This window comes from Collinsella sp. LCP19S3_B11, from assembly GCF_052121915.1.
Classification (GTDB): Bacteria; Actinomycetota; Coriobacteriia; order Coriobacteriales; family Coriobacteriaceae; genus Collinsella.
In genome coordinates this window covers 38,520-52,205 of the sequence record NZ_JBQKDI010000005.1, presented here as the reverse complement: position 1 = coordinate 52,205, position 13,686 = coordinate 38,520, and the positions used below count along the sequence as shown (strand labels likewise).

General features: G+C 58.9%; 12 protein-coding genes. 5 read left to right on the top strand and 7 right to left on the bottom strand.

Annotated elements, in window-relative coordinates:
- Complete coding sequence (locus tag ACTQV4_RS04295) at window positions 1-552, top strand: LemA family protein (RefSeq protein ID WP_441041402.1); 552 nt, start codon at window positions 1-3, stop codon at window positions 550-552.
- A gap of 558 nt (window positions 553-1,110) precedes the next feature.
- On the opposite strand, the gene ACTQV4_RS04290 is transcribed toward ACTQV4_RS04295, so the two are convergent.
- Entirely contained in the window at window positions 1,111-2,163 is a 1,053-nt protein-coding gene (locus ACTQV4_RS04290) for a branched-chain amino acid aminotransferase (protein ID WP_427728837.1), read from the bottom strand.
- Window positions 2,164-2,496: 333 nt separating this feature from the next.
- Here ACTQV4_RS04290 and ACTQV4_RS04285 point away from each other — a divergent pair, with 333 nt between their 5' ends.
- Both ACTQV4_RS04285 and ACTQV4_RS04280 read left to right on the top strand, forming a co-directional pair.
- The gene (locus tag ACTQV4_RS04285) at window positions 2,497-2,949 is read left to right on the top strand and encodes a helix-turn-helix domain-containing protein (protein WP_138340479.1); all 453 of its coding nucleotides are present in this window, start codon (window positions 2,497-2,499) and stop codon (window positions 2,947-2,949) included.
- Window positions 2,950-3,080: 131 nt separating this feature from the next.
- Window positions 3,081-4,724: a serine/threonine-protein kinase gene (locus tag ACTQV4_RS04280; protein WP_441560499.1), complete on the top strand. Its 1,644-nt coding sequence runs from the start codon at window positions 3,081-3,083 to the stop codon at window positions 4,722-4,724.
- A gap of 70 nt (window positions 4,725-4,794) precedes the next feature.
- On the opposite strand, the gene ACTQV4_RS04275 is transcribed toward ACTQV4_RS04280, so the two are convergent.
- Window positions 4,795-5,991, bottom strand: a complete 1,197-nt coding sequence (locus tag ACTQV4_RS04275) for an SPFH domain-containing protein (RefSeq protein WP_441560498.1) — start codon at window positions 5,989-5,991, stop codon at window positions 4,795-4,797.
- Between the two features lie 212 nt (window positions 5,992-6,203).
- Window positions 6,204-6,659: a hypothetical protein gene (locus ACTQV4_RS04270; RefSeq protein ID WP_441569378.1), complete on the bottom strand. Its 456-nt coding sequence runs from the start codon at window positions 6,657-6,659 to the stop codon at window positions 6,204-6,206.
- 135 nt (window positions 6,660-6,794) lie between these two features.
- On the opposite strand from ACTQV4_RS04270, the gene ACTQV4_RS04265 reads away from it, so the two are divergent.
- Window positions 6,795-7,607, top strand: a complete 813-nt coding sequence (locus ACTQV4_RS04265) for a DUF6591 domain-containing protein (RefSeq protein WP_441560495.1) — start codon at window positions 6,795-6,797, stop codon at window positions 7,605-7,607.
- A gap of 90 nt (window positions 7,608-7,697) precedes the next feature.
- Here ACTQV4_RS04265 and ACTQV4_RS04260 read toward each other — a convergent pair whose 3' ends face one another.
- Window positions 7,698-8,345, bottom strand: coding sequence for a VTT domain-containing protein (locus ACTQV4_RS04260; RefSeq protein ID WP_154517831.1), 648 nt, complete (start codon window positions 8,343-8,345; stop codon window positions 7,698-7,700).
- A gap of 223 nt (window positions 8,346-8,568) precedes the next feature.
- Between ACTQV4_RS04260 and cysE the strand changes: the two genes are divergently transcribed.
- Window positions 8,569-9,273, top strand: coding sequence for a serine O-acetyltransferase (cysE, locus tag ACTQV4_RS04255; RefSeq protein WP_370450655.1), 705 nt, complete (start codon window positions 8,569-8,571; stop codon window positions 9,271-9,273).
- 108 nt (window positions 9,274-9,381) lie between these two features.
- Here cysE and ACTQV4_RS04250 read toward each other — a convergent pair whose 3' ends face one another.
- From ACTQV4_RS04250 to ACTQV4_RS04240, 3 genes are read right to left on the bottom strand one after another with little or no spacing between them, the layout of a single operon-like run.
- A complete protein-coding gene (locus ACTQV4_RS04250; RefSeq protein ID WP_441560493.1) occupies window positions 9,382-11,397 on the bottom strand; it encodes an ABC transporter ATP-binding protein in 2,016 nt (671 codons plus the stop codon).
- A gap of 1 nt (window position 11,398) precedes the next feature.
- Entirely contained in the window at window positions 11,399-13,123 is a 1,725-nt protein-coding gene (locus tag ACTQV4_RS04245) for an ABC transporter ATP-binding protein (protein WP_441560524.1), read from the bottom strand.
- Window positions 13,123-13,611, bottom strand: a complete 489-nt coding sequence (locus tag ACTQV4_RS04240) for a MarR family winged helix-turn-helix transcriptional regulator (RefSeq protein ID WP_441041392.1) — start codon at window positions 13,609-13,611, stop codon at window positions 13,123-13,125. The genes ACTQV4_RS04245 and ACTQV4_RS04240 overlap by 1 nt, the downstream gene beginning before the upstream one ends.
- Between the last annotated feature and the right edge of the window lie 75 nt (window positions 13,612-13,686).

Below are 13,686 nucleotides of genomic sequence, written 5' to 3'. Positions count from 1 at the left end.
ATGCTTCCCGTCATCATCGGTATCGTTGTTGTCGTTGTGATCGTCTGCGCCATCGCTGGCATCTACAACAACATGGTTACCAAGCGCAATCGTATCGATAACGCCTGGCAGAACATCGACACGCAGCTGCAGCGCCGCAACGACCTGATCCCCAACCTGGTCGAGACCGTCAAGGGCTACGCCAAGCACGAGCAGGACACGCTCGCCGCCGTGATCAACGCGCGCAACACCGCCGTAAGCGCCACCACCCCCGAGGCCAAAATGGAAGCCGACAACGTGCTGACCGGTGCACTGCGCCAGCTCTTTGCCGTGGCCGAGGCCTACCCCGACCTTAAGGCGAACACCAACTTTATGCAGCTCCAGGCTACGCTCGAGGACACCGAGAACAAGGTGAGCTACGCGCGCCAGAGCTACAACGACTGCGTGCTCAGCTACAACAACGCCATCCAGACGTTCCCGGCCGTTATCTTTGCCGGCATCTTCCAGTTTAAGGAGCGCCAGGGCTTCGAGGCAGTTGAAGCCGCCCGCCAGGCCCCGACCGTCAAGTTCTAACAAGTTGGCAACGCATCCTGAATCGGCTATATACATAAACCGCATAAACCGTCCCGTCGAATGCATACTTCGGCGGGACGGTTGCTTTTTGCCCACAGGTACCCCAGAGGGCGGCGTGCAAATTTTGGAGTTTTCAGCATCCTGGAGCCCAAAGGAACAGGAATGGGCCCACAAAACCGCGTTGAAAACCCTGATTCTGAGCCCTCAGCACCTCAGGGATCACTCATTTTCTACAGGATGCGGCTCACGGCGCCTGACTTTCGCCCAAAATCCCGTATGCATGCGCACCCGGCTGCTGAAAACTCCCAAAAATGTACGCCCCGTCCCACCCCAGGCGAGCGGCAACCGGAAAACCGCGCACGCACCTCTTCCTGGTGCGCGGTTTTCCTACAGAACTGCGCGGGGTCACTAGGGCCAAGCTCCTTATGGAGCCCACACCCAGGCGCACTCCGCAGGATGAAAGAACCCCCGCCGCACGTAGTGCGCAGCGGGGGTTCTTTCATGTCCGAGGACGCGCCGGAAAGGAAGGTCGCCCTCGGGCCGAACGTACAAGACAGCTTACGCGACGGTGTAAACCCAGTTGTGCTTATCCTCGACAGCACCAGACTGAATACCAGTCAGGGTCTCGCGAAGTTTCTTCATAACAGGGCCGATCTCGGTGCAGCCAGCCGGGAAGGTCACGGTCTCGTCGGCACCATATACCTTGTTGTCAATCTCGCCGACCGGGGAGATAACAGCAGCGGTGCCGCACAGACCGCACTCGACAAAGGTGCCGGCCTTGACCTCGGCCCACTCGACGGGACGCTGATCAACGGTCATGCCCAGGTCCTGAGCGACCTGAACGAGCGAGCGACGGGTGATGGAGGGCAGGATCGAGTCGGTGTGCGACTGCGGAACGACGAGGGTGCCGTCCTCTTTCACGAACAGGACGTTGGCGCCACCGGTCTCCTCGACATAGGTGCGAGACTCGGAGTCAAGATACAGGTTCTCGGCATAGCCCTCGCGATGGGCCTCCATCGTGGGCTTGAGAGACATGGCGTAGTTCAGGCCGGCCTTGATGTTGCCGGTGCCATGCGGGGCTGCACGGTCATACTCGGAAACGCGCAGCTTAACGGGCTTAAGGCCGCCCTTAAAGTACGGACCGACCGGAGTCACGAGAATGCGGAACGTGTACTCAGGAGCAGGAGCCACGCCAATCACGTCACCAGAGCCAATCATAAACGGACGCACGTACAGGGTCGCACCGGAGCCGAAAGGCGGAACCCAGGCGGCGTTGGCAGAAACGACCTGCTTGACGGCCTCAACGAACTTGTCCTTGGGGAACGGGGGCATCTCGAGGCGCTGGGCAGAGTTATACATGCGCTCAGCGTTCATGTCGGGACGGAAGCAGACGATGCTGCCATCCTCGGCGGTGTAGGCCTTCAGGCCCTCAAAGACCTCCTGGCAGTAATGGAAGATGCCGCCGCACTCGGAGACATGCATGGTGTGATCGGTGGTCAGGCCGCCCTCGTCCCACTCGCCATCCTTCCAATGAGCCTCGTAGCTGTAATCGGTCTTCATGTAGCCAAAGCCGAGGCTACCCCAATCGATATCCTTCTTCTCGACAGTCATATGTCGCTCCTTACATACACAGTTGCATACTCGCGAACCCGCACGCAAGGACCGAGGCCGACCGTGTCGCAACGTCGCACGCCCGGAGCGTAGAGCCGGACGGGACACGCGGGCAACATCGAAGCCGATGGCACGTCGATTCGCATGGACGAGATTGTACTCCCCGCGCGCGTCGGATAAAACGTTTTTCTTTAACTAAGTAAAGTATTTTCATTTGCTTCGGAATTCACCAGGGTCAATAGGCGTCCTCCAAGCCGCGGCGTCCACTCGCCCCATGCGCCCCGCGACCGCCCTATCGATATACTCTAAGTCGAGACGATGATTGGAGCCCCCTTGGCAACTCAGAACAAACGCGAACACTTGACGGAAGACCTGCTCAAGCGGCTGTTGGCCAGTTCGAGCATCGACGCCTATCTGGACGAAGGCGAAACCGTCGACCAAACGCTTCCCTCGTACTTGCGCTGCCTCATCGACGAGCGCCGCATCAAGCGCTCGGACGTCGCACGCAACTCGGGCCTTAACCCGACCGTTGTGTACGACATCTTTGCCGGCAAAAGCCGCCCTGGCCGCGACCACGCCATCATGTTGGCACTCGGTATCGGCTGCACGCTTCGAGAGACGCAGCGCCTTCTGAGACTCGATAGCGTCGCCGAGCTTTGGTGCAAGGATCGCCGCGACGCCATCGTCATCTGGTGCATCGAACGCGGCATGAGCCGAGCGTGCACCGACGACGAGCTCTACCGCCTGGGTGAAAAAACGCTTCTGGGAACCAACCCACTCAAATAAACGCCACGTCCGCGCGAGCCCCGCGGCTCTATCGTCTCCATACGCGATTCAGTTGCCAACTGAACAAACAGAACAATCGTTGGCATATTATTTTTGGGGCATTTGCCCAGCTACCATGAAGGGAGGACGGCTTGAACGACAACCAACTCATGCATGCCATGAGCCTTGACGACACCTATCGCGTCGAGCAGGTGCTCGCACGCGGCGAAGACGGCATTACCGAACTCGTCACGATTGACGGAGCCGGTCCCTTCGTGCGAAAGAAGATTCGACAGGAGCTTGCCCGCCGCAATGTATGGTCGGCACTCACAGAATGCAGCTCGCCCCGCCTTCCCCGCGTCGAGGCGACCTACGAACTACCCGAGCACTTTGTTGTCGTCTACGACTTTGTGCCGGGTCGGCCGCTTTCCAAAGTTATCGAAACCGATGGGCCGTTGACGCCGGAAGAGACGACATCGCTTGGCATCGAGCTTTGCGAGGCGGCCGAGGAGCTCCACAGACACGGTATCGTCCACCGTGACATTTCCCCCAACAATATCGTGGTTGCCGCGAACGGCGCGCACCTCATCGACCTCGGTATTGCCCGCATGCGCGTCGAAGGGGCAAGCAAGGACACGACTTCCCTCGGAACTTGGGGGTTCGCCTCGCCCGAACAATACGGCTTTGCCCAGACCGATGCGCGAAGTGATGTCTACTCCATCGGACGCGTTCTTGGCTTTGCGCTTACGGGTGTCCGGCCCGATGACGAGGCTTACGAGCAGATTCTTAAGAAGAATCTTGATAATGCACCCGCGACGCTCGCCCATGCCATCACGTGCGCCTGCTCGTTTGAGCCAAGCGCGCGATTTCAGTCTGCAGCAGAGATGGCAGGGGCGCTCGCCGGCTTGTCTCGACCGGGAAACGACAGGGCATCTTCTGGCACAGATGGGCATGCCGACCATGCCCAAATGGCAGCGGGTACGCATGCGCCTAAGCGCAATCCAGACAAAAGCAGGACGCGGACCTTTGGCGGCTTGTTGCTAAAACTGGCACTCGTCACCGCGATGCTTGCCGGGCTGATGGCAGTCGGCGCGATTGCCATCTCGACATTCCACGCCGACCGAGAAAGCAACAACGGGCCCACGTCCTCATCGCAAGCCGGCCAGTCTGATGGCGTTTCGACATCCAAAAAAGCAAATTCGGCAAGCAATACCAACCGTTTATCCGCCGAGCTCTCGATTGCGGAATCAGGCTGGTCGGTTGATGGGCACGGGTACGTCCATTTTGGCATCGGCCTTAAAAACTCCGTCGGCCCTGCCGCTATCGCATTTCCCACCATTAAGGTCTCCGGATACGATGCGGACGATAACCTGATCTTTACGGATGAGAAAACCTACAGCGCCATCGAGCCCGGCCAGACCGTCTACTTTGGCGATCAGACGGGAAATGGCACCGCTCCCGCGCGCGTTGAGTTCGAGGCAGTCACACCCAGCGGCGTTGCACTTGCCACCGCCACCGAAGCGCCGGTGTACGAATTTTTCGATAGTACCGAATCCGCTGGGACAGACGGCATGCAGTCATTCTTGGCAAAGCTCAAACTCCAAAGCGCCCCGAGCGGCTTTGATAAGACCCAGGTGTTCCTATCGGCCATCCTGCGCGACAAGCAGGGCAACATCGTTGCTGGCTATAACAACTTTTCCGACTGCCCCGCCGTCGGTTCCACGACCCCCGTTTCGGTCGATGTCCACAATCCGCCCCCGCACGCAAGCTGCGATATCTACGCCGCCCAGTGGTAGAACCGGAGGGCACCGCGAATAATTCCGCAGCACAAAGAAGGACCGGCATCGCGCCGGCCCTTCCATACTTCTACAGCCCTAGAATCTCACGCTTCTTGGCATCAAACTCCTCTTGCGTCAAAATCCCGGCATCGAGAAGCTCTTTGAATTTCTTAACGGCCTCTATTTGATCCTCAAGCGTCCGAGCGGACTCGGCACCACCCCCTGGCGCCTCCTTGGGCTCCGTCGTATCCGGCGTACAGACCGCACCCGCGCCGCCTTCTACAGAAGCGTTACGGGGGTTGAGCATTCCCGCCAGCCCCATGCCGAGCACCATGCCTCCCGCGGCGCCAAACCCGTTCTCGCGTACGCCCTCGGCAATCATCTGCTGAGCCGCCACATCGGCTGCCTGCTTAGAAACCCCCTCGTAAGCGCTAACATCCAGCTTCTTTTTCGCATAGCTCTTGATAAGCTCGCGCGATTCATCGGAGAATTCAATGTTTTCGATGGCGACTTGCACAAGCTTGATGCCAAAGCGATCTTGCCATGACCCCGCGTTATCGCCCTCGTCCAGGATCATATGGCGAATTTCGTTGACGTGTGACGGCAGCTGCGAAATTCGGACCTCGGACGACATGGCATTCGTGGCCACGATGAGCGAAGCCAGAAACTCTGCAATCAGCATGCTCCGTGCGCGCGGGTCGTCAAACGAATAGCTATAGACGTTCGCAGGAAGAAAATTCCTGATAAAACGCTCGGCATCCACCACCTGCAGCGACAGCTGACCATACGCGAAGACCTCAAGATCCGCGCCGTAAAACAAGTCGTTATACGCAAGCGGTCCACGCGTGCCAAACCTGATGCCGCGGATTTCGCGCAGATTGACAAACGCCACACGCTTCTGCGACGGTGACATACCCGCATAGCCGACGCGACGCGCCGCCTGTCCGAGGACCATTTTGAGGACGCCTTGCTCCTCACGGTCGTGGTCATCAAAAACCGAAGCCTCGCCGTCGCGATACTCAAAACCGCCCGGCTCCGTTATAACTTGCTCGATGCCCGCCTGACTAAAAATAAACGCCGCGGTGTTCTCGGGAACAAAAATGAGCGAGCCGTTGGACAGAACGTCACTCGATCCGTAGTTTCCGCCACGCCCGTTTTGCCCAACCTTACGCACCCCCGGGGCGACAACAACGTGCTCGTCAAAATGACTGGCAGTGACAATATCTTTCCATTGATCGGCAAGGACGCCGCCAAGCGAGTCAATCGCAACATTTACAATACCCACGATTACCTCACCCTACAGCACAAACTTGGTATCGCAGTACGAACAAACAACGCCTTGGCCTTTGCGCCCCGCGACGGGCGCATGGCATCCGGGACACTTTGCTGTCACCTTTGCGGCCATCTTCTCGGCATGAGGCTTTTGCGCCTTCAGAGAAGCACCCAAGGCACTGCCAATGGAGTCGCCAACTGCCCCGACAACGCCCACGGCACCGTCTACAAAATCTGCAATCTCTGCCGCCGTACCCGAGGGAAGCTCTGAAGTATCGATGGCATCGATGTTGCCCGCCGCCGCGCGGCGCACGCTTTCGGCCCAACGGTCGGCAAGGCGCTTGCGCCTTCGGTAAAGCTCACGGTAATGGTCTCCTCCGAAAATGCGACTCGCAGCACCGGCGTACTATTCACGCGTGCGGCGATAGCCTGGGGGACATCCGTCGAGCACAGAATCGAATCGAGCGGGCAGCGCTTGAGATAGCGTCGAGTTTTAAACAGCCCCTCGGAGACCGTTGCGACCAAGATTAGATTCATATTTGTAAGAACGATCTCATCGAGAGCCTCGCTACCAGAGCCAACGCCCAAGCGCACATTCGAGGTCTGCATGATGATGAGTTCGCCGGGTGCCAGATTGTACTCGTCCACGCCGCCATCCCCCGTCCAACGTTTTCCTCCCATCCTAAACACCGGGCAAATAATTTCATCAGCTGCCAACTGAATTTCTCACCAGATTCAGTTGGCAGCTGATGAAATCCCCGCAGCCCACAGCCACAATTCGAAGCAGTGTCATCCATATCGAGGGAAGGAACAACTATGGATTGGGAAGCTTCGGGCAGCAGGGATAATGGCGTCCCCCAAACGGTGTCGACGCCTGACGGCAAGCCGCCCAAAGGTAAGAAAAAATGGCCGATCGTTCTGGCAGTGCTCGTTATCCTGATTATCGCGGCACGCATCAGCTCCTGTGTGGGCGGCTGCAGTTCTTCGGGCCCCTCAAAAACCGTCGAAACATTCACCTGGCCCAGCAGCGGTCTCGCGACCGAACTGCCCAAGCCCAAGACAAACAAGGGCGAGATATACGAGAACAGCTCCGAATCTTTCTCGGCAACGCTGAAAGAAGTCTCACAAGCCGACTACGATAGCTACGTCGAAGCTTGCAAAGAAGCCGGCTATACCGATTTCTCGGGCGAAGGCACTGATGATTTTGAGGCAACGGCACCCAGCGGAGCAAAACTGACCTTGTCCTACTACAGCAGCTCAAAGTCCCTCGACATCGAGCTCGAGAAGCCGCAGGACAGCAGCGAGCAGACAGGCGCAGCCAACGATACCGCTGCGGCAGCCGCTGATTCGCAGACCGAAACCGCACCGGCCGCATCCTCTTCTGACTTCCGTGCCATGATGGACGGCTACGAACAGTTTATGAACAGCTACGTCGAGTTCATGAAGAAGTACGAATCGTCCGACGACACCGCTTCGATGCTTGCCGACTACGGATCGATGATGCAGCAGTACAGCGATTGGTCGCAGAAATTTGACAGCGTCGATGAAAGCTCGCTGTCCGCCGAGGATCAGGCTTACTATCTCGAGGTCCAGGGGCGCGTTCTGCAGAAGCTGAGCGAGGTCCAATAGCCTCGCACTTAACGCCACATATCGTTCCCACAACAAAAAAGACCCGTCATCCAAGTGGCGGGTCTTTTTGCACCAATCGGTTTTAGACGCCTACGCGTTCTGTTTGCCCAGCTTAGCCTTAACCAGGCCGACTACAGTCGGGATGATCGACACGGCTACGATGCCAATGATCAGCAACTCAAAGTGCTCCTGCACAAAGGGGATGCCACCAAAGAAGTAGCCCAGCAGTGTAAAGACCGTCGACCAGGTAATGCCGCCCAGCACGTTGTAGATGACAAAGTTGCGCCAGTGCATGCCGCCCATGCCGGCAATGAAGGGCACAAAGGTGCGGATAAACGGGAAGAAGCGGCCGAGGAAGATGGCCAGGTGACCCCACTTGTCCAAGAAGTCCTCGGACTTTTTGATACGCTCGGGCGTCATGGCCTTGACCTTGCCCGATGCGATGATCTTTTTGCCAAAGAAGTGACCGATCATAAAGTTGCACTGGTCTCCCAGGATGGCAGCGGCCCATGCTACGGCCAGCAGGGCCACGATGTTAAAGCCACCGTTATGGGCAAAGAAGCCCGAAGCAAACAGCAGTGAATCGCCGGGAAGGAACGGGAAGAACACCACGCCTGTCTCAACGAAGATAATGAGGAACACGCAGCCGTAGGCCATAAGCGGGCCGGCGGCGATCCAGCTGGCAATCGCGGTGCGCGGGTCTTTGAGTAGCTCGGCGATAAAATTGATGAAACCCATGAAGTAAAACCTCTCAGTTGTGGGCGCGGATACGTCCAAGTTGACCAGTATACGGTTGCGGTGCCCCCTCGTGCGCAACCCCACAAAAGCATGACTCCATTACCAGCAAGTTTGCATAACTGACACCTGTCATGCAAAGCCGCCAAGATTATTCTTCCTAATCCCTAGCGAATCGCTATACTTTATTGAATCGCATTGCCATGGCGCTAAGGGAGGGCGGCCGGTGAGCTTTATCAATACCATTCGCGAGGACATCAAGACCGTCCAGACGCAGGACCCCGCCGCGCAAAACGGTTTGGTCATCTTCCTTTCCTATCCTGGCCTGCACGCCAAGTGGAACCACGTGCCCGAGCACTGGCTGTGGGAGCACGGTCATCGCTCGCTCGCCCGTGTGCTCTCGCAAATCACCCGCCACATCACCGGGGTCGAGATTCATCCCGCTGCACAGATCGGCAAGCATTTCTTTATCGACCACGCCATGGGCGTCGTCATCGGCGAAACCACCATCGTGGGCGACAACTGCGTGCTCTACCAGGGCGTCACGCTTGGCGGCACCGGCAACGAAACCGGCAAGCGCCACCCCACCCTGGGCAACAACGTCACCGTGGGCACGGGCGCCAAGGTGCTCGGCAACATTCGCATCGGCAACAACGTCAAAATCGGCGGCAACTCGGTTGTCGTCAAGGACGTGCCCGACAACTGCACCGTCGTGGGCGTGCCGGGACGCATCATCAAGCGCAACGGCTGCCGCGTGTTCGAGGAGAGCTTCGACGCCAAGCAGCACCGCGAGTACATGCCTGACGATGCCGCCGAGCAGTCCGCCCTCAACCGTCAGGGCATCACCGAGAACGCCCGCCGCGTCAAAGAACTCGAGCAAGAGGTAGCCGAGCTCAAAGCCCTCGTTGCCAAACTTGTGGACGAACGCTAGACGCGGACGGCCAATGACAACATTCACGCCAGCGCAAAGGCGCGCCAGGGAATCTATCCCCGGCGCGCCTTATTTCCGATGCGACAAGGGGGCCGTCCCCATGTCGCATTATGCGAACTGGCTCAGATAGAGGTCGGCGTAGGCGCCCTCGGCAGCCAGCAACTCCTTATGCGTGCCCTGCTCGATAATGTTGCCGTGATCCATGACCAAGATCAGGTCGGCGTCCACGATCGTCGACAGGCGATGCGCGATCACAAAACTCGTGCGCCCGCGCATAAGCGCATCCATAGCACGGCCGATGGCGAGCTCGGTGCGCGTATCCACGCTCGACGTCGCCTCGTCCAGGATGAGAATCGCCGGGTTGTTGAGCAGCACGCGTGCGATGGTCAGCAGTTGACGCTGCCCTTGGCTAATGCTCTCGGCATCGTTTGCCACCCGCGTGTCATAACCCTGCGGCATGGTACGCACAAAGAAGTCGACCTGCGCGGCGCGCGCAGCCGCCACGATCTCGTCGCGCGTCGCCTCGGGACAGCCGTAGGCGATGTTTTCGGCAATCGTGCCATCGAATAGCCAGGCGTCCTGCAGCACCATGCCAAATTGCTGGCGCAGCTCGCCGCGGTCCATACCGCTCGTGTCCACGCCGTCGAGCGTAATGCGCCCGCCATCGATCTCGTAAAAACGCATGAGCAGGTTGATGAGCGTGGTCTTGCCCGCGCCCGTGGTTCCCACCACGGCGATCTTCTGGCCCGGCTCGGCGGTAAACGACACGTCACGCATAAGCGGCTTGTCGGGCAAATAACCAAAACGCACGTGCTCAAAGGAGACGCGGCCCTCAATGCGACCCGGCAGCCTGGCAGCCTCACCCGGCAGTGGATCGGCTTCCATCTCGGGCTCATCGAGCAGGTCGAACACGCGCTCCGCACTCGCCAGCGCGCTCTGCAGCGAGTTGAAAGTGAACGACAGCTGCGTCATGGGTTCGGACGCCCCGTAGATAAACTGGAAGAACGCCTGGAACACGCCGACGGTCATGTGGCCGGCGACCAGCATGCTGCAGCCCACCAGCGCGATCACGATCTGCGCCAAACGGCCGATAAAGCGAACCGCAGGGCCGACGGCATTGATCATAAAGTCGGCCTTGGTACTCACGCGCGCTAGCTCCCTCGAGGCCTCGTGCACCTCAGCAGAGCTCTGATGCTCGCGGTTGAATGCGCGAATCACCAAACGGCCTGAATAGCCTTCCTCGACCGCGCTCGTGATTTTGGACACCCACTCCTGACGCTCGCCCGTCACATCATGCGTTCGGCGCGAAACCACCTTGGTCACCAGCAACGATACCGCCGTAAAGCCCAAAAAGACCAACGTGAGCTTGACGCTATAGACGAACATCATGATGATGGCACCCGTCACGGTACCGATCGATACCAGCAGCTGCAGCAATCCGCGCTGCATACTCTCGGACATCTTGTCCAAGTCGTTGGTCGCGCGGCTGACCACTTCGCCGGGTCGATGCGCGTCAAAGTAGGCGAGCGGCAGGCGGCTGAGCTTCTGCGCGATGCGGTTGCGCAGACGCAGGTTGAGTCGCTCGGCGACGCTCGACATCAAAAAACTCTGCAGCGCATAGAACGATCCGGCGGCCGTCCAGATCAAAAAGTAGACAAAGATGGTCTTACCGCACTGATCCCAGGTGATGCTGAAGGTCGTTCCGCTGGCAAACGCCACCTGTATATGGCCCCACAGCTCGTCGATAACATGAGCGCTATATGCCGGCGCGGCGGTGTTAAAGATGACGTAGAACACAATGCTCGCGAATACAATATAGAAGCGCCAATGGTCGCCGGCGGCCTCGCTCCACAAGCGACGCACCGTCGCCCAGGTGTCCCGGGGCGTCTCGTCCTCTTCTTCGTCGTCCACGTCGCGCATACGCTCTGCCTCGGCACGGGCGCGCTCGTCCTCGGCACGCTCGTTTTCCTCGTACAGCGCCTGGCGACGAGCCTCGCGCTCGGCCGCGGCCCTGGCGGCGGCATCCAGCTCGGTCGACGCGGCAGACTGCTCGACCGCTTCCTCGGCCGCGTCCACAACGACGGCATCGATAGCGTCGCTGCGCTTCTTGAGCTCCTCGGTCATGCTACTCACCTCCCTTCATCTGCGATTCCGCGATGGCGCGGTACACCTCGCAGGTTTCCATAAGTTCCTCGTGCGCGCCCAGGCCCACGACCTCGCCATCCTTGAGCACGACAATCTGGTCGGCATGCAAAATCGTCGAGATGCGCTGCGCGATGATGAGCACCGCGGCGTCGCGCGTCTCGTCCTGCAGCGCATGGCGCAAGGCCGCATCGGTCTTAAAGTCCAGGGCCGAAAAACTGTCATCGAAGATATACAGATCGGCATGCTTCATGAGCGCACGGGCAATTGCCAGACGCTGGCGCTGGCCGCCCGAAAAGTTCGTACCGCCCTGGGCAACCGGAGTATCGAGCCCCTGCGGCTGATCGAGCACAAAGGTGCTCTGGGCAACCTGCAGCGCATGAAGCATGTCCGCCTCGGTCGCATCCTCGTTGCCAAAGCGCAGATTGCTTGCCACGGTGCCCGAGAACAGCCACGCCTTCTGCGGCACATAGGCGATGCGCCCGCGAATCTCATCTTGCGAAAGCTCGCGCAGGTCGATGCCGTCCAGGCGAATGGCGCCCTTGGTGGCATCGTGGAAGCGCAGCAGAAGCTTTGCCACCGTCGACTTGCCCGAGCCCGTCGAGCCCACAATCGCGGTCGTCTGACCGCGACGACAGGCAAAGCTCAGGTCGCACAGGGTGTCCTCGTCGGCATCGTCAAAGCGAAACGACATGTGGTCGAACACGGCAACAGCATCCGTATCGTCCTCGGAGGCAGGCGTCCCGTCACCCAGTGTACGCTCGCCGTCCACGATGCTCGGCTCAATCTCCAACACCTGCTGCGCACGGTTCAGGCACGCGGCAGCACGCGGAAGCGTCAGCACCACCATCTGGGCCATCATCACAAAGAACAGGATCAGAATTGCATACTCCAGCACCGCCGAGATACTCGCGATCTGCATGGCATGGGCGCCCACCCGGTTACCGCCCACCCACAGCACCGCCACCTCGGCGATGTTCATCAAAAAGAAGCTGGAGCTGTCAAGGCCCACAAACAGGTGGTTGACCTTTATGGCGTTGGCGGCGTAGTCGCTAAACACCTCGTCCAGGCGCCGCTCCTCGTGATGCTCTTTATTAAAAGCACGAATAACGCGCACGCCCACAATATTCTCGCGCAGCACCACGTTCATGCGGTCGATAAAGCCCTGTAGGCGCATAAAAATCGGTGCCGCATTGGCAACCGTAAAGACCGCCGCAACCAGCACGATCGCAACCACGACGCCCAGAAGCACGCCCATAGCCGGATCGATAAACCAGGCGAAGATGATGCCCGCCACAGCCAAGAACGGCACGGGCAGCACCAGCTGAATCGTCTGAAGGACAGCCTGTTGAATCACGTTGATGTCGTTGAGTGAGCGCGTGATCATCGATCCGGTGCCAAAGCGCTCAAAATCGCTGGCAGACAGCTCGAGTGATTTGTCGTAGACGGCATTGCGGATGTCGCAGGCCACGTTAGCCGCCAGACGCGCCGAAAGATAGCAGCCCAGCACCGTGCCGCCGCTCGCCATGCTCGTCGCGATAAACATGTATAGGCCGTTGCATAAGATGTAGTCGACATCGCCCGTGGTAATACCGGTGTTGACCATGTTCGCCAGCATCGTGGGAACCAACAGCGTACCGACGTTATCCACCAGCAGCGCCAGCAGCGTCACTGCGACAAGCCCTCGATAGGGCTTCAAAAACCTCATTAACAGTCGCACGACTCACCCTCACCTTGATTCTCGGCAGCGATATGCTGCTTAAAGACATCGCACTCATCGCCGAGCGCATGGGAAAATTTTTCGATGAGGCGCATGATTTCGCGCTGTTCCCAGGGCTCGAGCACTTCGAAAGCCTGTTGCTCGGCTTCTTGCGCCGGCAGCGCATATTGCTCGGCAAACCGCATGCCCGCTTCGGTCAAACGCACAACCTTGTTCTTACGGCTGCCTTCGGCAAACTCCAACGTTGCGAAGCCCCGCGCCGTCAAGGTTTTAATTGCCGAGTTGATGGTCTGCTTGCTGTAGAACCATTCGCTTGTCAGACGGCTTACGGCAATACTGCCGCCTGCCGTGCTGGTATCGACGAGCATCCAGTAAGCGCAGTCCGAAAGGCCGCAGGCGCGCGAGAACTCCGAATAGATATGGTCGAGTCTATTGAGCAACCGGTCGAAGTCGACCGGCGTAACCGCGCTATTCATCTATCCCACCATTCGATTGTCCGATTTTTGACCAATTTCGTGTCTCTAGATTAGTCCGAGCTTTGACTATCGTCA

Coding starts and splice junctions, on each gene's coding strand:
- ACTQV4_RS04265 (WP_441560495.1), top strand. CDS start 6,795: ATGGATTGGGAAGCTTCGGGCAGCAGGGATAATGGCGTCCCCCAAACG.
- ACTQV4_RS04290 (WP_427728837.1), bottom strand. CDS start 2,163: ATGACTGTCGAGAAGAAGGATATCGATTGGGGTAGCCTCGGCTTTGGC.
- ACTQV4_RS04295 (WP_441041402.1), top strand. CDS start 1: ATGCTTCCCGTCATCATCGGTATCGTTGTTGTCGTTGTGATCGTCTGC.
- ACTQV4_RS04270 (WP_441569378.1), bottom strand. CDS start 6,659: ATGGGAGGAAAACGTTGGACGGGGGATGGCGGCGTGGACGAGTACAAT.
- ACTQV4_RS04250 (WP_441560493.1), bottom strand. CDS start 11,397: ATGACCGAGGAGCTCAAGAAGCGCAGCGACGCTATCGATGCCGTCGTT.
- ACTQV4_RS04240 (WP_441041392.1), bottom strand. CDS start 13,611: ATGAATAGCGCGGTTACGCCGGTCGACTTCGACCGGTTGCTCAATAGA.
- ACTQV4_RS04260 (WP_154517831.1), bottom strand. CDS start 8,345: ATGGGTTTCATCAATTTTATCGCCGAGCTACTCAAAGACCCGCGCACC.
- ACTQV4_RS04245 (WP_441560524.1), bottom strand. CDS start 13,123: ATGAGGTTTTTGAAGCCCTATCGAGGGCTTGTCGCAGTGACGCTGCTG.